The sequence below is a fragment of the Zeimonas arvi genome, from assembly GCF_008039575.1.
Lineage (GTDB): Bacteria > Pseudomonadota > Gammaproteobacteria > Burkholderiales > Burkholderiaceae_E > Zeimonas > Zeimonas arvi.
The window spans coordinates 438304-458851 of record NZ_VDUY01000002.1 but is presented as its reverse complement, the minus strand read 5'-3'; the positions used below and the strand labels follow the sequence as shown (position 1 = coordinate 458851).

Sequence of the window (20548 nt, the reverse complement as noted above, 5' to 3'; positions counted from 1 at the left end):
GGCACCTTGAGGCAAGCGGTTCTCCGGGTCGGCGACCGGTCACGATAGGTTATCAGCGGGGCGCGACTGCAACTAGGAGTCTGGGCGGCAGAGCGCCGCCCGGGTGATTGTCGAGGCTGCGCGTGGTCGAGTGCGTTCAGTACGAGCTGCGCGCTGACCTCAAGGTCGGGCAGCCAGGTCTGGATGGCGACCTGCTGGCGGATCAGGTCTTCCCGAAGCGCGTCGAGCTCGGTGTGGTCGTTGTGGTGATTGTTCACAGCAGCCTCCCGCGGCCCGAAGCCTTCAACGTCAACGCGTGGCGATCGTCCTGTCGCCCGCAGACGACGGCGATGTTGGCCAAGGTCTCCTGTGCACCGGAGGCATCCCCGCCGCGCAGCTTCGTGGTGGCGATCTGTGCCCGGAACAGGCACTCGTCACGGACGGTGTCAAGGCGCACCAGCAGGGCCTCGATGCCGGCAGCCAGGTGAGCGTGCTCCGGGCTGGTCGCACCCATGCGAGCCAGCGCGTCGCGGGCCTCGCGCACGGTGACCTCGAGCTGCGCGCGCAGCGGCATGCCCGGATGGGGCTGCGGGCGATTGTCGGTCAGTGCGATGGGCTGGAAGGTGGCGGGCAGGTTCATCGTGCACCTCCCCGATTCTGGCGGCCGACCTGCAGCACGTAGAAGCCGATGGCCTTCGGATCCGTCTCGCAGGCGGCGCGTGCCGCGGCCCAGGCCGCAGGGCTCTCAGCTACCGAGAATTCCTGCTTGAGCGCACGCCAGCCGTTGGGGCAGTGGGCGTTGTCGTAGAGCACGACAGGAAGCAGGCGCAGCTGGTCATCGGCAGACACCGGGGTGGCGTTGGTGACGTCGCTCATTGCGCACCTCCATCGGCCAGGTCGGACGGCACCGATCCGCCGGAGACGAGCAGAGCGCGGCCGGGGACGGCGCTCCAGGTGCGGGCGCCCAGTGCGAAGGCGAGCTTGCGGGCTTCGCGCATCGCCTCGGTGATCGTGTCGCAGCCGGCGAAGCGCACCGGGCCTCGGTCGAGATATACGACGGGATGCCAGCGACGCGGGCGATTGCCGGGCAGTCGGAACGCGGGGGAAGGGTGCAGCGGCGCGGCCTCTCCGGCGCGCGCGAAGACGGGTTTCGAGCCCATGATGGGTGCTCCTCTTCAGCGGTTTGAGTACCGCACACCACGCCGCCAAGCGTGGTGGGCAGACCGGCAGGGTTGGCGGACCGGGAAGAGGCCGGCAGACCCTTGCGGGTCTCCCCACCGGCCCGCCCATAGGAGCGAAGCCAGTGCTGCGGACGTGAAAAAACCGCCATGTCGGCGGTTGTCCGCCTCTTCCGCAGGCCGCCAAGCCTGCACGCCCGAAAGCTCGGACGCGGGGAGATTGTGCGCTGGTGTGGCGGGGGGGTCAAGGGGATGGATGCCCGCTATACTCCCCCGAAATGGACGGAAATCTCTTCGACATCGGCCTATACACCATCGCGGACGCTGCGCGCCTGGTTCGGATACCGACGCGGGAAGTCGCGCGGTGGATGTTCGGGTACGAGTACACGCGCGGGGAGGAGCGCCGTCGTGTTCTTCCCGTCGCGGGCGAGCAGCACATGGTCGACGATCAGCGCGCACTGAGCTTCTTCGAGCTTCTGGAACTGCGGCTGATTCGCGAGCTTCGTCAGCATGGCGTCAGCCTGCAGGCCATCAGGCTGGCAGTGCAGCGTGCAAAGGAGGAACACGACCACCCGCACCCATTCGTGATCAGGAGCATCGCGACGGACGGTCGGAGTATCTTCGCCGAGGCCGCGCATGCGACCGACGATCAGCCGCTGCTCGACTTGCTCAAGAAGCAGTACGCGATGAGCCAGGTGATCAAGGATTCGCTCGTCGCAGGGGTCGTATTCGGGGACGATGGAGTGGCTCGTGCCTGGCACCCCGTGCCCAAGGATCGGGTGATCATCCTGGATCCGCGCAGAAGTTTCGGCAAGCCGATCATCGACGCGGCGGGGGTGCCGACTTGGACTCTCTTCGATGCCTATGTTGCCGAAGGTCGTGACGTTGCTCGGGTGGCGCGGATCTACGAAGTGTCCCGCGAGGCCGTCACGAAGGCGGTCGCGTTCGAGTCGAACCTACTGCATTGAAGTTCCTGATCGACAACAACCTGCCGCCGGTGTGGGCGGTCGCGCTGACCGAGTTGTCGAAGAACGAAGTGCCGTGTCCTGAGGTCGTTGCCCTCAGGTCGAAATTTGCGGCCAACACCCCGGATCACGAATGGATCGACGCGCTCGGACGCGAACGGGGCTGGTGCATCCTGTCTCAGGATCGGTTCGGCAAGGGTGACCTCGAGCGCGCTGCGCTTCGGTTGTCAGGGTTGAACGTGTTCCGGCTGAACAAGGCGTGGAATAGCCACGACTACTGGACCAAGACTCACTGCATTGTGCGCTGGTGGCCGCGAATCCTGCAGCAGGCCGATATGGTGTCCGCGAGCTTGATCGAGGTGCCGTGGAAGTACGGTGCTCACGGCAGGTTTAACCTTCAGCCGCACCGATAGCGTGCGGGCTCCTGACTTCGGAGACCGCCGTCGTGCTGACCCCCGATGACCTGGTAGCCCTGACCGCGAAAGTGCGCTGCTCCGCTCAGCGACGTGTGCTGGAGGCCCTTGGCATTCCGCACAAGGTGCGCCCCGACGGCTCGCTGGTGGTGCTGCGCGTCGCGGTCGAGGTCGCCCTCGGCCACGTCGGATCCCTTGCGCCTGCCCGACGGCCGCAGCTCCGCCTACCGGAGGTTCTGCCGAGGAAGAAGGCCCTCTGAGTTCCTGTTGCAGGGCTTCGGTCGCCGGTCGGTCGCGAACGAATGTGGCGCCGGCGGGGCGGGGGCAACGGGTGACGGGGGCGGCGCTGTGGTGTCGTGCACGGAGTAGATGGACCCGGGTGCGCGATGCAGGACAGTACGGTATGCTTGCTCGTTCGATGTAAAAAGCGTGGTCAAAAAGTGGTTCATGCGTGGTTCAATAGGCGCGCCCACGACCGAAACCATGCAGACAGAAAGGAGAGGCGCCATGTCTCCGGGTATCGGGCTATTCGAATCGGTGGCCGACGACTACATGGATTTCGGACGCGGATCCGCCTTCAATCCCAGGCGAGTTCCCGAAGTTCTGGATCTCAAGAAGGCGGACGTGTCGCGTCTTGCCTCGGTTTCGGCCAGCTCGGTGAGGTACGACGACGCAATTCCCGCCCAGGTACGGGAGAGGCTCGAAGAGATCGCCAACACCATCAACCTGGTGGCGAGGGCGTTCGACGGCGACACCGAGAAGACGCTCGCGTGGTTTCGGACCCGCAATCCGTTGCTGGGCGATATCTCGCCAAAGGACATGATCAGGCTCGGAAGGTATGAGCGCCTTCGCAAATTCATCATCAATGCGATGACGGAGCGCGCAGCGGCGTCCCGGCACGAGCAGTCGTCCCCGCATGCCCCGGGCGTGGAGAGTGCCGCGGGTGGCTAGGCGGAAGCCGATCATCCCGCAGCGCGGTCCGGGCGGCCTACGTGGGCCGATCGGGGTCATCGAGCTCGAGCGATTTAGCGAGGCGACGCTTTCGCGGTGGACGGAGGTCTCGCAGGACCTGGATGAACTGAACGCGTCGCTCTTCTTCGGGACGCAGCCAGAGCAGCGCCGACTCCGTCCGCAGTTGATCGGCGCGATAGAGAAGGCCGAGCCGATCTGCCTAGACGAGTCGAATTGGGTCCGGTTCGTTACCTACCAGTACAGCTTCAGTCCGCTGTCGGCGGCGGGCAGCCTGCTTGCCTATGGCGGCCGCTTCAACGCCGGCGCAGACCTCGATCTCGGCACCCTCGACGCATGGCCATGCCTCTACCTCGCCGAGGACGACGAGACAGCGTTTCGCGAGAAGTTCCAGGTCGCGTCTGCGACCCTGGCGAACGGATTGAGGCCTGAGGACCTTGCCCTGGCACGCCCGGAGAGCTACGCCAAGGTGGTGGTGACCGTCTGCCTGCATCGCGTCTTCGACATGACGAGTCCTGAGTCGCTCAGAGATCTGGCTGGCGTCCTGGGGCGCATCAAGATGCCAACGCGTGCCAGGGAGTTGAAGAAGAAGCTCAGGATTCCGGATGGAGCGCTGAAGATGGTCAACACGGGGCAGATGCTCTACAACGCCGTCTTCGCCAACTGGAGAACGCTGCCGGTCCAATTCGGCTTGCCAGCCCCCAGCCATGTGGTCGCCGAGCTCGTTCGTGCGGCAGGCTATGAGGCAATTCTCTTTCGTTCGACCAAGGGGGGAGGGCGGTGCGTAGCAGTCTTCCCCGACCTCATCGATTCCGGATCCTTCATCGAACTCGCCAACCCGGCTCCGTCAGAAGTCCGGCACACAAGGTTGGATGCAGGTTCGGCTGACGCCCTTTCCGGATGGGAGGAACTTCCGATTCGGAGGAGGGGTGAGGCGCGATCGACCTGACCAGGTGAAGCCGCCCGCGTGCCTCGATGCCCACGGTGCGACCGGCGTCGCTCGCGCCGCGCTCGACGTCGAGATCGAGTCGGACTTCCTCACGGCGGTCGGTGGCCGCACAGACGGCGGATTCGGTCTCACGGCGCCATTGGGCGGGGAAAGGAGACGCTTGCTGTTGGTCGATGAGATTCGCGCAGCGATTGCCGCGGCCAACATGGAGCGGTTCGTGCCCTTGCTGGAGCCCTATGTATGGGTGCCGGTCCCTGACGGCGTCTGCGTCGTCGTCCCGCCTTCGGAGGTGAAGCCGCCGGCCCGGAACCCGAGAGTCAGGGGCATCGACCCGGAGCGTGCGGCAAGCATCCTGACCGCCATCCAACGTGGCGAGCCGCTCCCGCCCATCGAGGTGCATGTTCCGAACGGCATCGCGGCACCCTACCGCTACGAGGTGCACGACGGGTTTCGCCGATTCCACCTTTCGGTCGCGCGCTCGGTTTCTCGCAGGTGCCAGTCGTCGTCAAGCGGCCCTTCAGCTGGGCGGACCTAGACTAGTCGTCACCCACGGATCGACCGAAGGGCATGTCGTAGTTGTACCCAGTGATTCCCTCGCGTAACAGCTGCAGCCGCTTCGGTGTCGGGTCTACAGCCTTCGCAAGCTCTTCAGCCAGCTCGATCCACTCGAGGCAGGCAGGCGGGAGCGCGTCGGCCGAGCCCAGGTGCTGCCGCAGGTGATCGACGTACTTCTGGATCTCGCGGTGCGTGCTCCACGAGTTCGCCTCTGCGTGCAGATTGTCCAGGAAGTGCTGGCGACGGCGTTGCCGTTCGCGGGCGAGTTCCGCAATCCTCGCTTCCTCTTGCCACTGTCGGCGCTGCTCCTCGCGCTCCCGTCGGAGTTCGACGATCCCCGTTGAGGCGACCAGCAGGCCCGTGACGATGCTGTCGATCTTTTCCTCGAGGCGGGCCTGCTTGCCATCGCCCCAAGACTTCCGGCCGTTGAATTCGGCGGCGATCGTCAGGCGCAGTGCGCCGGTGAAGTGGTAGCTGTACTCGCGCTGCTTCAGCCAGGCGATCTTGGGATCCTGCAGGACCGTTTCGGTGCGTCGGTAGTCTTCCGCAATGCTGATGCCGATCCACTCGTCGCCGACCAGGATGCCGATGCAGGGGGTCTTGTCGGATTTCTTCAGCCGGCCGCCGATGGCCGGAAGGGCGTGTTCGATGGCGCCGAGGATCCGGCTTGCGCGCTCGATTGTCGCCGTGCTGAGCTCACAGGTGAAGACTCGCGGCGATTCGCACCGAACGAACCCATCCGTGGAGGGCTTCGTCTTGCGCAGGCGTTCGAGGGTCGCGCTTGCGACGGGCGGCAAGGCGTCGTCCGGCAAGAGCACTGGGATCGGTTCGGCAGGCCGCGCAACAGCGTCGGTAGTGGTCATCCGCGCACGATGCTGTTCCGGATTGAATTGGACGATTTCCGAGCGCGAAGGCGGTAGAGACGGACGAGGCGGAACCTTCCCTGCGGCTGCTCTGGCCCAGTATCCTCGCGGCGGTCGCGGAATGCCGTAGCTCGCGCAGACCTTGGCAAGTCCGACGTCCGAGATGTCGAATTCGCGTGCCAGCTTGCTCATGGGCGTGGACCAGATACGATCGTATAGCTCGGCGCGGGTGATTTCCATGTTGCAATGACCGCTGGAGTGGTTTCGTCAGCCTAGCACCGGGAGTCTTCGGATTGGGGGCTGTTGGAGGCTGTGGCCCACTCAGGCGGTCCTAGCTAGCCGTCATCTACGGTATGACTCACGGTATCTAGACAGAAAAATTTGCGAAACCCTTGAAGTCCCCATAAACAGTAATCTGTGGTTCCCGGTCCGCGCACCATTCAAGATCTAGAATGAAACCCGAAGTCCAGGAACTCCTCTCGCTGCTGCAGGTCGAGCGGCTCGAATACAACCTCTTCCGCGGCGTCAGCGGCGAGATCGGCAGCCCACAGGTGTTCGGCGGGCAGGTGCTCGGCCAGGCGCTGATGGCGGCCGCCACCACGGTCGAGGCCTCGCGCAGCGTGCATTCGCTGCATGCCTACTTCCTGCGCCCCGGCGACAAGAACGCGCGCATCGTCTACGACGTGGAGCGGATCCGCGACGGCGGCAGCTTCACCACGCGGCGGGTCGTGGCGATCCAGCACGGGCGGCCGATCTTCAATCTGGCCGCCTCGTTCCACGTGCCGGAAGACGGCGTCTCGCACCAGGACCCGATGCCGCAGGCGAGGGGGCCGGAGGGACTGGAGAGCGATCGGGAGTTGCGCCGCCGGATCCTGGGGCTGCTGCCCGAGCGCCAGCGCGCCGCGGCCAAGACCGAGGGCGCGCTCGATTTCCGGCCGGTGGAGCCCTACGATCCGCTCGACCCGAAGCCGGGGCCCTCGCTGCGACACACCTGGCTGCGCCTGGCCGATCGCGCGCCCGACGATCCGCTGCTGCATCAGGCCTTGCTCGCCTACGCGTCGGACTTCGGGCTGTTGCAGAGCGCGATGATCCCGCACGGCCTGAGCTTCGTTCAGCCCACGCTCCAGGTCGCCAGTCTGGACCACGCGATGTGGTTCCACGACGGTTTCCGCATGGACGAATGGCTGCTGTACTCGATGGAGTCGCCGGCGGCCGGCGGCGCGCGCGGCTTCTGCCGCGGCAGCCTCTACACGCAGGACGGGCGCCGGGTCGCCTCGGTGGCCCAGGAGGGCCTGATCCGGGTACGCAAACCGCAGCCCGAATAGGGCTGCAGTTTCAGCTGGGCGGCCCGGTCAGAACGCGTCGCCGGGAACCCGAACCCAGCCTTCCATCAGCACCCGCGCGCTGCGGCTCATGATGGCCTTCCTGACGACCCACTCGCCGTTCTCCTGGTTGGCCTCGGCGCCCACGCGCAGCGTGCCCGAAGGGTGGCCAAAGCGGACCGCGTTGCGGGCGCCACCGCCGGCGGCGAGGTTGACCAGGGTGCCGGGGATCGCCGCCGCGGTGCCGATCGCCACCGCGGCCGTGCCCATCATCGCGTGGTGCAGCTTGCCCATCGAGAGCGCGCGCACCAGCAGGTCGATGTCCTTCGCGGCGACCGCCTTGCCGCTCGAGGCCAGATAGTCCTTCGAGGGCGCCACGAATGCCAGCTTCGGCGTGTGCTGGCGCTTCGCGGCCTCGGACACGTCCTTGATGAGGCCCATGCGCACCGCGCCTTGGGCACGGATGGTTTCGAACTTCGCCAGCGCCTTCTCGTCGCCGTTGATCGCGTCCTGCAGTTCGGTGCCGCTGTAGCCGATCGAGTCGGCGTTCACGAAGATCGTGGGGATGCCGGCGTTGATCATCGTGGCCTTCAGCGTGCCCACGCCGGGCACCTCGAGCTCGTCGACCAGATTCCCGGTCGGGAACATCGCGCCGCCGGCGCCCTCCTCTTCGGCGGCCGGGTCCATGAATTCGAGCTGCACCTCGGCGGCCGGGAAGGTCACGCCGTCGAGCTCGAAGTCGCCGGTCTCCTGCACCGCGCCCTCGCTGATCGGCACATGCGCCACGATGGTCTTGCCGATGTTGGCCTGCCAGATCCGCAAGGTGGCCGTGCCGTTCCTGGGCACGCGTGCCGGGTCGACCAGGCCGTTGGCGATCGCGAACGGACCCACGGCTGCCGACAGGTTGCCGCAGTTGCCGCTCCAGTCGACGAAGGCCGAGTCGATCGAGACCTGGCCGAACAGGTAGTCGACGTCGTGATCGGGCCGCTCGCTTCTCGACAGGATCACCGTCTTGCTGGTGCTGGACGTGGCGCCGCCCATGCCGTCGATCTGCTTGCCGTAGGGATCGGGGCTCCCGATCACGCGCATCAGCAGCGCGTCGCGCGCCTTGCCCGGCGCCTGGGCGGCATCGGGGAGGTCCTGCAGGCGGAAGAACACGCCCTTGCTGGTGCCCCCGCGCATGTAGGTGGCGGGGATGCGGATCTGCGGAACGTGGGCCATGGTCGTGGTGGGAGCGATGTCGGATGCCGGGGCGACGGTCGCCGTTCAGGCGACCTTCTTCGAGCTTTCGAGGAAGTCCTGCGCGAAGCGCTGCAGCACGCCGCCGGCCTCGTAGATCGAGACTTCCTCGGCGGTGTCGAGCCGGCAGGTGACCGGTACCTCGAGCTTCTCGCCGTTCCTGCGGTGGACGACCAGCGTGAGCGTTGCGCGCGGCGTGCGCTCGCCGACCACGTCGTAGGTCTCGGTGCCGTCGATGCCCAGGGTCTTGCGGGTAGTACCCGGCTGGAACTCCAGCGGCAGCACGCCCATGCCGATCAGGTTGGTGCGGTGGATGCGCTCGAAGCCCTCGGCCACGATCGCCTCGACGCCGGCCAGCCGGACGCCCTTGGCCGCCCAGTCGCGCGAGGAGCCCTGGCCGTAGTCGGCGCCGGCCACGATGATCAGCGGCTGTCGCCGGTTCATGTAGGTCTCGATCGCCTCCCACATCCGCATGACCTGGCCCTCGGGCTCGACCCGGGCGAGCGATCCCTGCTCGATCTTGCCGTTCACCACAGCCATCTCGTTGATCAGCTTGGGGTTGGCGAAGGTGGCGCGTTGCGCGGTGAGATGGTCGCCGCGGTGGGTCGCGTAGGAATTGAAGTCTTCCTCGGGCAGGCCCATCTTCGCCAGGTACTCGCCGGCGGCGCTGTCGAGCATGATCGCGTTCGACGGCGACAGGTGGTCGGTGGTGATGTTGTCGCCCAGCACCGCCAGCGGCCGCATGCCCTTCAGCGTGCGCTCGCCGGCCAGCGCGCCTTCCCAGTACGGCGGCCGGCGGATGTAGGTGCTCTGCGGACGCCAGTCGTAGAGAGGGCTGACCTTCTCTCCGCTGTCCTTCTTCAGCGCGAACATCGGCGTGTAGACATTGCGGAACTGCTCGGGCTTCACGGAGGCCCGGACCACCGCGTCGATCTCCTCGTCGCTCGGCCAGAGATCCGTCAGGCGGATCTCCTTGCCGCCGACGACCGCGAGCACGTCCTTCTCGATGTCGAAACGGACCGTGCCGGCGATCGCGTAGGCGACCACCAGCGGCGGCGAGGCAAGGAAGGCCTGCTTGGCATAGGGATGGATGCGGCCGTCGAAGTTGCGATTGCCCGACAGCACCGCCACCGCGTACAGGTCGCGGTCGACGATCTCCTGCTGGATCTTCGGGTCGAGCGCGCCCGACATGCCATTGCAGGTGGTGCAGGCGAAGGCCACGATGCCGAAGCCGAGCCGCTCCAGGTCGTCGGTCAGGCCGGCTTCCTTCAGGTACTCGGCCACCACGCGCGAGCCGGGGGCCAGCGAGGTCTTGACCCACGGCTTGCGGGCCAGGCCGAGCCTGACTGCGTTGCGCGCCAGCAGGCCGGCGGCGATCACGTTGCGCGGATTGCTGGTGTTGGTGCAGCTGGTGATCGCGGCGATGATGACCGCGCCGTCGGGCATCTGGCCAGGGACTTCCTCCCACTTGCCGGCGATGCCCTTGGCGGCCAGGTCGGCCGTGGCTACCCGCGCGTGCGGATTCGACGGGCCGGCCATGTTGCGCACCACGCTGGACAGGTCGAAATGCAGCGTGCGCTCGTATTCGGCATTCGCCAGCGCGTCCGCCCACAATCCGGTGTGCTTCGCGTAGCGCTCGACCAGCTTCACCTGTCCGTCGTCGCGGCCCGTGAGCTTCAGGTAGTCGATCGTCTGGCGATCGATGAAGAACATCGCCGCGGTCGCGCCATACTCCGGCGCCATGTTCGAGATGGTCGCGCGGTCGCCCAGCGTGAGCGCCGCCGCGCCTTCGCCGCGGAACTCCAGGTAGGCGCCGACCACCTTCTGCTTGCGCAGGAACTCGGTCAGCGCCAGCACCACGTCGGTGGCGGTGATGCCGGGGCCCGGCTTGCCGGTGAGCTCCACGCCGACGATGTCGGGCAGGCGCATCCACGACGCGCGGCCCAGCATGACGTTCTCGGCCTCGAGGCCGCCGACGCCGATCGCGATCACGCCCAGCGCGTCGACATGCGGCGTGTGGCTGTCGGTGCCCACGCAGGTGTCGGGGAAGGCCACGCCGTCGAGCACCTGGATCACCGGCGACATCTTCTCCAGGTTGATCTGGTGCATGATGCCGTTGCCCGGCGGGATCACGTCGACGTTCTCGAAGGCCTTCTTCGTCCAGTCGATGAAGTGGAAGCGATCCTCGTTGCGGCGGTCCTCGATCGCGCGGTTCTTCGCGAAGGCATCGGGGTCGTAGCCGCCGCATTCCACCGCCAGCGAGTGATCGACGATCAGCTGGACCGGCACCACCGGGTTCACCTGCGCCGGGTCGCCGCCCTGGTCGGCGATGGCGTCGCGCAGGCCGGCGAGATCCACCAGCGCGGTCTGGCCGAGGATGTCGTGGCAGACCACGCGGGCGGGGAACCATGGAAAGTCCAGTTCACGCCTGCGCTCGATCAGCTGTCTCAGCGAATCGGTCAGCGCGGCCGGATCGCAGCGGCGGACCAGGTTCTCGGCCAGCACACGCGAGGTGTAGGGGAGCTTCTCCCAGGCGCCGGGCTGGATGGCGTCGACTGCCGTGCGGGCGTCGAAGTAATCGAGGTCGGTGCCGGGCAGGCGGGTGCGGTAGGCGGTATTCATCATGCCGTCGATTTTACTCCGGCGGGCCCGCGCCTCTACCGAAGCGGGTGCCGGAAGTCCTCCCCGAGGGTCAGCCCTTGCCGATCAGCTTGCGCAGTGCCGGCCAGACGTTCTCGAGCATCCGTGGCTGGGCCTGGGCGTTCGGGTGGATCCGGTCGGACTGGAACAGCGACATGTCCTCGGCCACGCCGTCAAGGAAGAAGGGCACCAGCGGCGCCTGGTGGGCCTTCGCGACATCCTGGAACACCTGCGCGAACGCGTCGGTGTAGGCCTTGCCGTAGTTCGGCGGCACCTGCATGCCGAGCAACAGCACCTTGGCGCCGGCCTCGCGCGACGCGCCCACGATCCGGTCCAGGTTGCCGCGCGTGGCGTTCAGGTCGAGGCCGCGCAGCGCGTCGTTGCCGCCCAGTTCGACCACGACCGCCGCAGGGCGGTGCCGGTCGAGCAGGCCTGCGATGCGCGTGGCGCCGCCCGAGGTGGTCTCGCCGCTGATGCTGGCGTTGACCACGGTCCAGCCCGGGTGCCGCTCGGCGAGTCGCTGCTCGAGCAGCGCCACCCAGCCCGCGCCGCGGGCCAGGCCATATTCGGCCGACAGGCTGTCGCCGAGCACCAGCAGCGTGCGGGCGGCAGCGGCTGCGGCCTGGGGTCCGCTCGCGGCGCCGTCGCGGCCGGTCGTCGCGAGCGCCGGCGCGGCGATCGTCGCCATCGTAAGTAAACTGGCGGCTGCGCTGACCCACCGCCTTCGTGCCTGATCAAGGACCTTGTCGTTCATGCCTGCTGCAATCGTCGTCGAACACCTGACCCGCCGCGTGCGCGATGCCGACGGCTGGCTCACGATTCTCGACGACCTGAGTTTCGAGGTCGAGGCCGGCGCCACCGTCGCGATCGTCGGCGCCTCGGGCTCGGGCAAGTCTACGCTGCTCGGTCTGCTGGCCGGGCTGGACCTTGCGACCAGCGGCAGCGTGACCGTCTTTGGCGAGAAGATCCTGGCGCTCGACGAAGATGCCCGCGCGGCCTGGCGGGCCCGCAACCTGGGCTTCGTGTTCCAGTCCTTCCAGCTGCTGCCGCAGATGACCGCACTGGAGAACGTGATGTTGCCGCTGGAGCTGGCCGGCGACCGGCACGCGGGCGACCGCGCGCGCGAGCTCCTGGAGCGCGTGGGCCTGGGTGACCGGCTGGGGCACTACCCGCGCACCTTGTCGGGCGGCGAGCAGCAGCGGGTGGCGATCGCCCGCGCCTTCGCGCCGCGGCCGCGGCTGCTCTTCGCGGATGAACCCACCGGCAGCCTCGATGCGGCCACCGGGGAGCGGGTCATCGAGCTGCTGTTCGAGCTCAACCGCGAGGCCGGGGCCACGCTGGTGCTGGTGACCCACGACGCGCAGCTGGCCGATCGCTGCTCGATGCGGCTCATGCTGGCCGGCGGGCAATTGCACGGCGCGCATCGCCAGGCGCCGGTCAGCCCTGGCGGCGTCGCGCGCGAATCGCCCGGATCCGGGCGAGCAGCGCCAGTGAAGGCGGGCTGAGCGCCGCCACGCCGGACGCGCCCTCCGACGCGGCGTCGGGCGCGCCATCGTCAGCCAGCAGCGGCTCGATCCGGGCCGCCAGGGTCTTGCCCAGTTCCACGCCCCACTGGTCGAAGGAATCGATCCGCCAGAGCCATCCCAGGGTCACGGTCTTGTGCTCGTAGAGTGCCAGCAGGGCGCCCAGGCTGGCCGGCGTCAGCGCGTCGAGCAGGATCGTGTTCGACGGGCGGTTGCCGGGGCATTCGCGATGCGGGCCCAGCGGGTCGCCGGGCGCCGGCTCGCGGCCGCGCATCAGCGCTTCCGCCTGGGCGATCGCGTTGGCCAGCAGGGTGGCGGCCCGGGACGGGGCGCCCGAATCGGCGAGCGGCGCGCCGCCCTCGGGCCGCTCGCTTGCCGCCTTGCCGAGTCCGGCGTCCGGCACCGGCACGACGAAGTCGATCGGGTGGATCCGCGTGCCCTGGTGCAGCGCCTGGAAGAAGGAATGCTGTGCGCCGGTGCCGGGTTCGCCCCAGCAGGCCGGCGCGGTGTCGTAGGCCACGGGATTGCCGTGCCGGTCGACCCGCTTGCCGTTGCTCTCCATCTGCAGCTGCTGCAGCCAGGCGGGCAGGCGGGCGAGCGCATCGCTGTACGGGGCGATGACCTCGGTGCAGCCCGGGTGGACCAGCCCGTTCCACAGCGAGACCAGCGCCAGGAGGATCGGTGCGTTGCGGGCCGGCGGCGCGTCGGCGAAATGGCGATCCATCGCGTGCGCCCCCGCCAGCAACGCATCGAAGGCCCCGGAGCCGATCTGCAGCATGACCGGCAGGCCGATCGCGGACCACAGCGAATAGCGCCCGCCCACCCAGTCGCCGAAGGGGAAGATCGTGTCGTCGGACAATCCGAATGCACGGGCGCCCGCCACGTTGGCCGTCACGCCCACGAAGTGCCTGTGCAATCCGTCCTCGGGCACGCCGCCGGCCAGCAGCCATTCGCGCACCGCCAGCGCGTTCATCGCGGTTTCCTGGGTGCGCCAGCTCTTGGAGGCCACGATCGCGAGCGTGGACGCCGGATCGAGCTCGCGCGCCAGGCGCTGCCAGGCGTCGGGGTCCACGTTGGACAGGAAGTGCGTCCGCAGCCGCGGGTGGCCCAGGCTGGCCAGTGCGCCGCAGGCCAGTTCAGGCCCCAGGTGCGAGCCCCCGATGCCGACGTTGACGATGTCGGTGATCGGGCGGCCGGTGGCGCCGCGCCAGGCGCCGTCGCGCACTGCCTCGGCAAAGGCGCGCATCCGGTCCAGCGTGTTCCGGACGACGGCGCGGATGTCCTCGTCCCCGACCTTCAGCGGGGCGGTCAGCGGATCCGGTCGCGGCTGCGTGCCCGCATCGACGGCCGGTCCCGCGACATCCCGATGCCGGCCGTGAGGGCAGCGCAGCGCCACGTGCAGCGCGGGCCGGCCTTCGGTGCCGTTGATCGCGTGTCCGGCGAACATCGCGTCGCGCCAGGCGGGCACGCCGGCCGCATCGACCAGCGCCAGCAGCGCGTCGAGGCCGCTCTCGGGCAGCCGGTTGCGGCTCAGGTCCAGCCACAGTCCGGCCGCTTCGACGCAGAACCGGTCGAGCCGTTCCGGCTCGGAATCGAACAGCCCGTCGATCCGCAGCGCGCGACAGGCCGCGGCCTGCCTCTCGACCGCAGTCCACGCCGCCTGCCAGGCGCCGTCGGGATCCGGCGATCTTGGCTGCCCGGGATTGCCTGGCTCGGTTTCTTGCCGACGCTTCAAGGTTCGCTCACTCTCACTCGTTGCGGGCGAAGTGTAGCGACGCGAGCGCGCCGCGCGCCAGTTCGGGCAGCTCCGCGGCCGACAGTCCCGCTGCGTGCCCGCAGTGCGCAGCCCAGCGGTCGGCCGCATGGCCGTGCGCCCAGCAGCCGAGCAGCGCGGCTTCCCAGGCGGACAAGCCCTGCGCGCGCAGGCCCCCGATCAGCCCGGCCAGCACGTCGCCGGTGCCGGCCGTGGCCAGTGCCGGCCCGCCGCTGTCCACGATCGCCCAGTAACCGTCCGGATGCGCAACCACCGTGCCGGCCCCCTTGAGCACCACCACCGCGCGCCTCGTTTCGGCGATCGTGCAAGCGGCGCCGATCCGGTCCGCCTGGATCTCGCCGACTTCGCTGCCTGACAGCCGCGCCGCCTCGAGCGGGTGCGGGGTCAGCACCGGTAGCGTGCCGTGGCCCGCCGGCGAGCACAGGGCGAGCAGGTTCAGCGCGTCGGCGTCGAGCACCATGGGCAGGCCGCTGTCGAGGATTCGCGCCAGCAGGGCCTCGGCGCGCGAATCGGCACCCAGCCCGCAACCTGCGACGATCGTGGCGCGACGCTCGAAGGGAGCGTTCACGCTGCGGGTCATCAGTTGCGGCTGGCCCGGGTCGAAGACCGGTCCGTCGGGCGAGGCGATCCATATCTTGCCGGCGCCGCTGCACTGGGCCGCGCGCCCGGCGAGCAGGGCCGCGCCGGCCATTCCGGCCGCGCCGCCGATGACCAGAACCGACCCGAAGCTTCCCTTGCTGCTGTCGCGCGGGCGGCCCGGCAGCAGCGTCGCGGCGTCGGCCCGCGTGAACAGGATGCCGTCGCTGCGCGCGCCGGTCACGCCGAGCGGTTCGATCCTGAGTTCGCCGACGTGATCGAGCGCAGCGCCGGTGCGCAGTCCGGGCTTGTCGGCAATCATGGTGACGGTCAGGGTCGCGCGGACGGCCGCGGCCCCGGGACCGCCCACGATTGCGCCGGTGTCGGCGTCGATGCCGCTCGGGACGTCGACCGCCACCAGGGGCGGGCGCAGTTCGTCGACCAGGCGGCAGAAGGCCTCGGCGAGTCCGGACAGCGGTCGGGCCAGGCCGATGCCGAACAGACCGTCGAGCACCAGGGGGGCAGGGGCCGGGGGGGCGGGGTCCAGGAGCTCGCGCAGCCCGGCCAGCGACTCGATGCGCGCCGGGGTCATGCCGCTCCGGCGGGCCTGCTCGCGCACCCGGGCCGCGTCGGCCGGGGAATTCGAGCCGGCGCAAGCCTCGGCGAGCTCGAAGGCGCGTGCGTCGAAGCCGCGTTCGCGCAGCATCATGGCGGCAAGCAGCGCGTCGCCACCGTTGTTGCCGGGGCCGCAGAAGGCGCGCACCGGTGTGCCTGCCGGCAGGCTCCGGGCGAGCCGCTCGGCCGCATCGGCGACGGCGGCCGCAGCGCGGTCCATCAGCGCGCCGGGGCCGGTGACGGCGAGCGCCGCATGCTCGAGCGCCCGGACGGACGCGGTTCGAAGCAGCGGATGCGGGGGACGGTGATCTCGGCGCATGCGAAGGGCTCGAGGAGCGGGGGCGTAGTGATGGAGCGCGAAGCGGCGTCATGTGCGCGGCCATGGGCAGGCCCATGGACACGCCAAGCATAGACCAAGGGCCGGCTTCAACGCGGCCTGCACCGGCAGAGCTTGTGTTTTGTTCTTTATGACTATAAATTATCCATAAATCGTATTTGAAGCCCATGGGCCCGCTGCCGGCGGTCCCGCCGCAGCCCGCTCTCATCAGGGGCCCCGAGCTCCGGAGACCCAGCCCGTGCCCGCGAGAAATCCCGTTTCCGACACGCCGATCCTGTCTTCCGCGCACCTTGCCGATGGCGACTGGGCGGGCCTGTCCGAGATGGAGTTCGGCCTGATCGTGGCGCGCCACGCCTTCGACCGCTGGATCGTCCGCTGCATGGCGGCGGCGGGTGTTCCCGACCTGGCGGTCACCGACGTCCTGGTGCTGCACCACGTGCATCACCGCGGTCGGCCCAAGAAGCTCGCCGACATCTGCTTCACGCTCAACTACGAGGACGCCCACGTGGTGTCCTACGCGCTGCGCAAGCTGGCCGGCCTGGCCCTGGTGCGCAGCGAGAAGGTCGGCAAGGAAGCCTTCTGGTCCACGACGAAGGCCGGGCGCGATACCGTTGAGCGCTACCGCAAGGTGCGCGACCGTTGCCTGCTCGGCGGCGCCGCGGACGGTCTCGGCGCGCCGGCCGATCCGGCCTCCGCCCGGGCGAACCTCACCGAGCTGGCCGGGACGCTCAGGGCGCTGTCGGGCCTGTACGACCAGGCAGCCCGGGCGGCCGCCTCGCTCTGAGCGCCCGCCTCGCCCGCCTTTCGATTCGCCTCCCTTTCGACCCGCCCGCATTCCACCGTTCCACCCGTTTCAGGAATCGACACGATGACGACCGCATCCACCGACGCACGCTGGCAGTTCTGGATCGACCGCGGCGGCACGTTCACCGACATCGTGGCGCGCCGCCCCGACGGCTCGCTGCAGACCGCCAAGCTGCTGTCGGAGAACCCCGAGCTCTACGCCGACGCGGCGGTCGAGGGCATCCGCCGCCTGCTGGGCCTGAAGGCGGGCGAGCCGGTCTCGCCTGCCCAGGTCGAGGCGGTGAAGATGGGCACCACGGTGGCCACGAACGCGCTGCTCGAGCGCAAGGGCGAGCCCTTGCTCCTGGTGGTCACGCGTGGCTTCCGCGATGCCTTGCGCATCGCCTTCCAGAACCGGCCCAAGCTCTTCGAGCGCCACATCGTGCTGCCCGAGCTGCTGTATCGCGACGTGCTCGAGGTGGACGAGCGCATGTCCGCGAGCGGAGACGTGGTGGTGCCGCTCGACGAGGCGGCTGCCCGCGAGTCCTTGCGCCAGGCGCATGCCTCCGGCCTGCGCGCGATCGCGATCGTGCTGATGCACGGCTATCGCTTCAGCGAGCACGAGCGCCGGCTCGCCAGGATCGCGCGCGAGATCGGGTTCACCCAGGTGTCGGTCTCGCACGAGGTCTCGCCGCTGATCCGCTTCGTGCCGCGCGGCGACACCACGGTGGTCGACGCCTATCTGTCGCCGGTGCTGCGCCGCTACGTCGAGCAGGTGGCGGGGGCGATGGAGGGGGTCAAGCTCCAGTTCATGCAGTCCAACGGCGGCCTGACCGACGCGCGAACCTTCCAGGGCAAGGACTCGATCCTGTCCGGTCCGGCCGGCGGCATCGTCGGCATGGCGCGGGTCAGCAGCGCGGCCGGCTTCGACCGGATCATCGGGTTCGACATGGGCGGCACTTCGACCGACGTGTCGCACTACGCCGGCGAGTTCGAGCGCGAGCTCGACACGCAGGTGGCCGGCGTGCGAATGCGCGCGCCGATGATGAGCATCCACACGGTGGCCGCCGGCGGCGGTTCGATCCTGTTCTTCGACGGCGCCCGGATGCGGGTCGGCCCCGACTCGGCGGGCGCCAACCCCGGTCCGGCCTGTTACCGGCGCGGCGGTCCGCTCACCGTGACCGATGCGAACGTGATGCTCGGCAAGATCCAGCCCTCGTTCTTTCCGGCAGTGTTCGGCCCGAACGGCGACCAGCCGCTCGATGCCGACGTCGTCCGCGAGAAGTTCACCGCGCTGGCTGCCGAGATCGCGTCGGCCACCGGCCGGAAGATGAGCCCCGAGGAGGTCGCCCAGGGCTTCATCGACATCGCGGTCGCCAACATGGCCAATGCGATCAAGAAGATCTCGGTGCAGCGCGGCTACGACGTCACGAAGTACACGTTGACCACCTTCGGCGGCGCAGGCGGCCAGCATGCCTGCCTGGTGGCCGACGCGCTGGCGATGCCCACCGTCCTGGCGCATCCGCTGGCCGGCGTGCTGTCGGCTTACGGCATGGGCCTGGCCGAGCAGGTGGCGATGCGCGAGCGTTCGGTCGAGAAAGTGCTCGATGCGGCGGGCCATGCCGAGGCCGCGACGGTGCTCGACGAGCTCGAGGCCGCCGCGCGCGGGGAGTTGCTCGCGCAGGGCGAGCCGGCCGCGCAGCTGCGCGCGGTGCGCCGGGCGATGGTCCGCTACCAGGGCACCGACACGGCGCTGGCCGTGCCCTGGGGCACGATCGCCGAGTTGCGCGAGGCCTTCGAGCGCGGCTACCGGCAGCGCTTCGCCTTCCTGCTGCCCGGTCGCGCGCTGATCGTCGAATCGGCGGTCGCCGAGGTGCTGGGCGCTTCGCCCGAGGATGCGCTCGACGCGGCCGCGGGCGCGGTCGCCGGGGGGGAGGCCGGCACGGCGGGCGCCCGGTCGGGCGCATCCGGCAAGGGCGCGGCACCCGCGCCGGAAGCCTCCGTGCGGATGTTCTCCGGCGGCGCCTGGCACGACACGCCGATGTACCGGCGCGAGGCGATTCCCGCCGGCGCCCGGGTCGACGGCCCCGCCATCGTCGTCGAGGCGACGGCCACGACCATCGTCGAGCCGGGCTGGCGCGCAGAGATGAGCGCGCGCGGCGACCTGGTGCTCGCGCGCCACCAGCCGCGACCGAAGCGCGTCGCCGTCGGCACCGATGCCGATCCGGTGATGCTCGAGATCTTCAACAACCTGTTCATGTCGATCGCCGAGCAGATGGGCTATCGGCTGCAGAACACCGCGCACTCGGTCAACATCAAGGAGCGGCTCGACTTCTCCTGCGCGGTCTTCGACGCGCACGGCAACCTGGTGGCCAACGCGCCGCACATGCCGGTGCACCTGGGGTCGATGGGCGCGAGCGTGCAGGCGGTGATTCGCGAGCACGTCGGGCAAGACGGCGCCGCGCCGCCCAAGGCGCCGCTCCAGCCTGGCGATGTCTACGTGCTCAACGATCCCTACGCCGGCGGCACGCACCTGCCGGACGTGACCGTGATCACGCCGGTCTTCGACGAGGCGGGCGAGAAGATCCTCTTTTACGTCGGCTCGCGCGGCCACCATGCCGACATCGGCGGTATCACGCCGGGCTCGATGCCGCCCGACAGCCGCACCATCGACGAGGAGGGCGTGCTCCTGACCGACTTCCACCTGGTGGCGGGCGGCGAGTTCCGCGAGCGGGCGCTGCGCGACGCGCTGTCGTCGGCGAAGCACCCGGCCCGCAACCCCGACCAGAACATCGCCGACCTGCGCGCGCAGATCGCGGCGAACGAGAAGGGCCGGGAGGAACTGCTGAAGATGGTGCGCCACTTCGGGCTCGACGTGGTCATGGCCTACATGAGCCATGTGCAGGACAACGCCGAGGAGTCGGTGCGCCGCGTCATCGGCGCGCTGAAGGACGGCGCCTTCGAGTTGCCGCTCGACAACGGCGCCGTCATCCGCGCGAAGATCACCGTGGATCACGCGAGCCGCAGCGCCACCATCGACTTCAGCGGAACCTCGGCCCAGTTGCCGAACAACTTCAACGCGCCGCTCGCCGTGACAATGGCCGCGGTGCTCTACGTGTTCCGCACGCTGGTCGACGACGAGATCCCGATGAACGCCGGCTGCCTGAAGCCGATCACCGTCATCGTTCCCGAAGGCACGATGCTCAATCCGCGCCACCCGGCGGCGGTGGTGGCCGGCAACGTCGAGACCTCGATGTGCATCACCAACTGCCTGTACGGCGCGCTGGGCGTGATGGCCTCGGGCACGCCGACGATGAACAACTTCACCTTCGGCAACGCGCGCTACCAGTACTACGAGACCATCTCCGGCGGCTCGGGCGCCGGCGGGGTGTTCGATGCGCGGGGCGGGCTGGTGGGCGGCTTCGACGGCACGGCGGTCGTGCAGACCCACATGACGAACTCGCGCCTGACCGACCCCGAGGTGCTCGAGTCGCGCTTCCCGGTGCGGCTGGAGAGTTACGAGATCCGCAAGGGTTCCGGCGGCGCGGGGCGCTGGCGCGGCGGCGACGGCGGCGTGCGCCGGGTCCGCTTCCTGGAGCCGATGACCGCGTCGATCCTGTCCAATGGCCGCATCCATCCGGCCTTCGGCGCGGCAGGCGGCCAGGCCGGCGCGCCGGGGCGCAACTGCGTGGTGAGGGCCGATGGCCGGGTCGAGGCGCTCGGGCACGCCGACAAGGCGGAGCTGGCGGCGGGCGACATGTTCGTGATCGAGACGCCGGGCGGCGGTGGTTTCGGGCAAGGCTGAATCCCGGCGGCGCCGCTCTGCGATAATCCCGGCTCTCGCCGGGTCTGCCCCGGTTCCGATCTT

Annotated in this window: 18 protein-coding genes and 1 pseudogene; 10 read left to right on the top strand and 9 right to left on the bottom strand. The window is 69.1% G+C overall.

Translation table 11 applies throughout. The features are described 5' to 3' along the window. Window positions 1–253: 253 nt before the first annotated feature. From FHP08_RS06545 to FHP08_RS06535, 3 genes are read right to left on the bottom strand one after another with little or no spacing between them, the layout of a single operon-like run. A complete protein-coding gene (locus tag FHP08_RS06545) occupies window positions 254–619 on the bottom strand; it encodes a hypothetical protein (RefSeq protein WP_147703510.1) in 366 nt (121 codons plus the stop codon). Beyond that, a complete protein-coding gene (locus tag FHP08_RS06540; protein WP_147703509.1) occupies window positions 616–855 on the bottom strand; it encodes a hypothetical protein in 240 nt (79 codons plus the stop codon). The genes FHP08_RS06545 and FHP08_RS06540 overlap by 4 nt, the downstream gene beginning before the upstream one ends. Then, a complete protein-coding gene (locus FHP08_RS06535) occupies window positions 852–1139 on the bottom strand; it encodes a hypothetical protein (protein WP_147703508.1) in 288 nt (95 codons plus the stop codon). The genes FHP08_RS06540 and FHP08_RS06535 overlap by 4 nt, the downstream gene beginning before the upstream one ends. 296 nt (window positions 1140–1435) lie before the next feature. Between FHP08_RS06535 and FHP08_RS06530 the strand changes: the two genes are divergently transcribed. From FHP08_RS06530 to FHP08_RS06505, 6 genes are all read left to right on the top strand, one after another. Beyond that, window positions 1436–2125 (top strand): DUF433 domain-containing protein, encoded by a 690-nt coding sequence (locus tag FHP08_RS06530; RefSeq protein ID WP_147703507.1) that lies wholly within the window; start codon window positions 1436–1438, stop codon window positions 2123–2125. Continuing rightward, a complete protein-coding gene (locus FHP08_RS06525) occupies window positions 2122–2535 on the top strand; it encodes a PIN-like domain-containing protein (protein WP_147703506.1) in 414 nt (137 codons plus the stop codon). The genes FHP08_RS06530 and FHP08_RS06525 overlap by 4 nt, the downstream gene beginning before the upstream one ends. A gap of 32 nt (window positions 2536–2567) precedes the next feature. After that, a complete protein-coding gene (locus FHP08_RS06520; protein ID WP_187272190.1) occupies window positions 2568–2795 on the top strand; it encodes a DUF4224 domain-containing protein in 228 nt (75 codons plus the stop codon). A gap of 247 nt (window positions 2796–3042) precedes the next feature. Beyond that, complete coding sequence (locus FHP08_RS06515) at window positions 3043–3486, top strand: hypothetical protein (RefSeq protein ID WP_187272189.1); 444 nt, start codon at window positions 3043–3045, stop codon at window positions 3484–3486. Further along, window positions 3479–4453 carry an RES family NAD+ phosphorylase gene (locus tag FHP08_RS06510; RefSeq protein ID WP_187272188.1) on the top strand — a complete coding sequence of 325 codons (975 nt, stop codon included), beginning with the start codon at window positions 3479–3481 and terminating at the stop codon, window positions 4451–4453. Before FHP08_RS06515 ends, FHP08_RS06510 begins: the two co-directional genes overlap by 8 nt. Before the next feature lie 4 nt (window positions 4454–4457). Continuing rightward, window positions 4458–4988: a hypothetical protein gene (locus FHP08_RS06505; RefSeq protein WP_147703503.1), complete on the top strand. Its 531-nt coding sequence runs from the start codon at window positions 4458–4460 to the stop codon at window positions 4986–4988. A 1-nt stretch (window position 4989) separates the two neighbouring features. Here FHP08_RS06505 and FHP08_RS06500 read toward each other — a convergent pair whose 3' ends face one another. Beyond that, on the bottom strand, window positions 4990–6111 hold the full coding sequence (locus tag FHP08_RS06500) for a hypothetical protein (protein ID WP_147703502.1): 1122 nt from the start codon (window positions 6109–6111) through the stop codon (window positions 4990–4992). A 212-nt stretch (window positions 6112–6323) separates the two neighbouring features. Between FHP08_RS06500 and FHP08_RS06495 the strand changes: the two genes are divergently transcribed. Next, on the top strand, window positions 6324–7196 hold the full coding sequence (locus tag FHP08_RS06495; RefSeq protein WP_147703501.1) for an acyl-CoA thioesterase: 873 nt from the start codon (window positions 6324–6326) through the stop codon (window positions 7194–7196). Between the two features lie 27 nt (window positions 7197–7223). Here FHP08_RS06495 and prpF read toward each other — a convergent pair whose 3' ends face one another. The 3 genes from prpF to FHP08_RS06480 all read right to left on the bottom strand — a co-directional run bounded on the left by prpF (window position 7224) and on the right by FHP08_RS06480 (window position 11760). Next, on the bottom strand, window positions 7224–8414 hold the full coding sequence (gene prpF / locus FHP08_RS06490; protein ID WP_147703500.1) for a 2-methylaconitate cis-trans isomerase PrpF: 1191 nt from the start codon (window positions 8412–8414) through the stop codon (window positions 7224–7226). Between the two features lie 45 nt (window positions 8415–8459). Then, window positions 8460–11054, bottom strand: coding sequence for a Fe/S-dependent 2-methylisocitrate dehydratase AcnD (gene acnD, locus FHP08_RS06485; protein ID WP_222707826.1), 2595 nt, complete (start codon window positions 11052–11054; stop codon window positions 8460–8462). Window positions 11055–11124: 70 nt separating this feature from the next. Further along, complete coding sequence (locus tag FHP08_RS06480; protein ID WP_147703498.1) at window positions 11125–11760, bottom strand: arylesterase; 636 nt, start codon at window positions 11758–11760, stop codon at window positions 11125–11127. A 64-nt stretch (window positions 11761–11824) separates the two neighbouring features. Between FHP08_RS06480 and FHP08_RS06475 the strand changes: the two are divergent. Beyond that, a pseudogene (locus FHP08_RS06475) lies at window positions 11825–12499 on the top strand (ABC transporter ATP-binding protein); the annotation flags it as partial. 10 nt (window positions 12500–12509) lie between these two features. Here FHP08_RS06475 and pgi read toward each other — a convergent pair. Then, window positions 12510–14330 (bottom strand): glucose-6-phosphate isomerase, encoded by a 1821-nt coding sequence (pgi, locus tag FHP08_RS06470; protein WP_225879051.1) that lies wholly within the window; start codon window positions 14328–14330, stop codon window positions 12510–12512. A 13-nt stretch (window positions 14331–14343) separates the two neighbouring features. Beyond that, window positions 14344–15879 (bottom strand): NAD(P)H-hydrate dehydratase, encoded by a 1536-nt coding sequence (locus tag FHP08_RS06465; protein ID WP_147703495.1) that lies wholly within the window; start codon window positions 15877–15879, stop codon window positions 14344–14346. 256 nt (window positions 15880–16135) lie between these two features. On the opposite strand from FHP08_RS06465, the gene FHP08_RS06460 reads away from it, so the two are divergent. Next, on the top strand, window positions 16136–16681 hold the full coding sequence (locus FHP08_RS06460; RefSeq protein WP_225879050.1) for a winged helix DNA-binding protein: 546 nt from the start codon (window positions 16136–16138) through the stop codon (window positions 16679–16681). 84 nt (window positions 16682–16765) lie between these two features. Continuing rightward, a complete protein-coding gene (locus FHP08_RS06455; protein WP_147703494.1) occupies window positions 16766–20485 on the top strand; it encodes a hydantoinase B/oxoprolinase family protein in 3720 nt (1239 codons plus the stop codon). The last annotated feature ends 63 nt before the right edge of the window (window positions 20486–20548 follow it).

Coding starts and splice junctions, on each gene's coding strand:
- prpF (WP_147703500.1), bottom strand. CDS start 8,414: ATGGCCCACGTTCCGCAGATCCGCATCCCCGCCACCTACATGCGCGGG.
- acnD (WP_222707826.1), bottom strand. CDS start 11,054: ATGAATACCGCCTACCGCACCCGCCTGCCCGGCACCGACCTCGATTAC.
- FHP08_RS06530 (WP_147703507.1), top strand. CDS start 1,436: ATGGACGGAAATCTCTTCGACATCGGCCTATACACCATCGCGGACGCT.
- FHP08_RS06540 (WP_147703509.1), bottom strand. CDS start 855: ATGAGCGACGTCACCAACGCCACCCCGGTGTCTGCCGATGACCAGCTG.
- FHP08_RS06545 (WP_147703510.1), bottom strand. CDS start 619: ATGAACCTGCCCGCCACCTTCCAGCCCATCGCACTGACCGACAATCGC.
- FHP08_RS06535 (WP_147703508.1), bottom strand. CDS start 1,139: ATGGGCTCGAAACCCGTCTTCGCGCGCGCCGGAGAGGCCGCGCCGCTG.
- FHP08_RS06480 (WP_147703498.1), bottom strand. CDS start 11,760: ATGGCGACGATCGCCGCGCCGGCGCTCGCGACGACCGGCCGCGACGGC.
- FHP08_RS06495 (WP_147703501.1), top strand. CDS start 6,324: ATGAAACCCGAAGTCCAGGAACTCCTCTCGCTGCTGCAGGTCGAGCGG.
- FHP08_RS06465 (WP_147703495.1), bottom strand. CDS start 15,879: ATGCGCCGAGATCACCGTCCCCCGCATCCGCTGCTTCGAACCGCGTCC.
- FHP08_RS06515 (WP_187272189.1), top strand. CDS start 3,043: ATGTCTCCGGGTATCGGGCTATTCGAATCGGTGGCCGACGACTACATG.
- FHP08_RS06455 (WP_147703494.1), top strand. CDS start 16,766: ATGACGACCGCATCCACCGACGCACGCTGGCAGTTCTGGATCGACCGC.
- FHP08_RS06500 (WP_147703502.1), bottom strand. CDS start 6,111: ATGGAAATCACCCGCGCCGAGCTATACGATCGTATCTGGTCCACGCCC.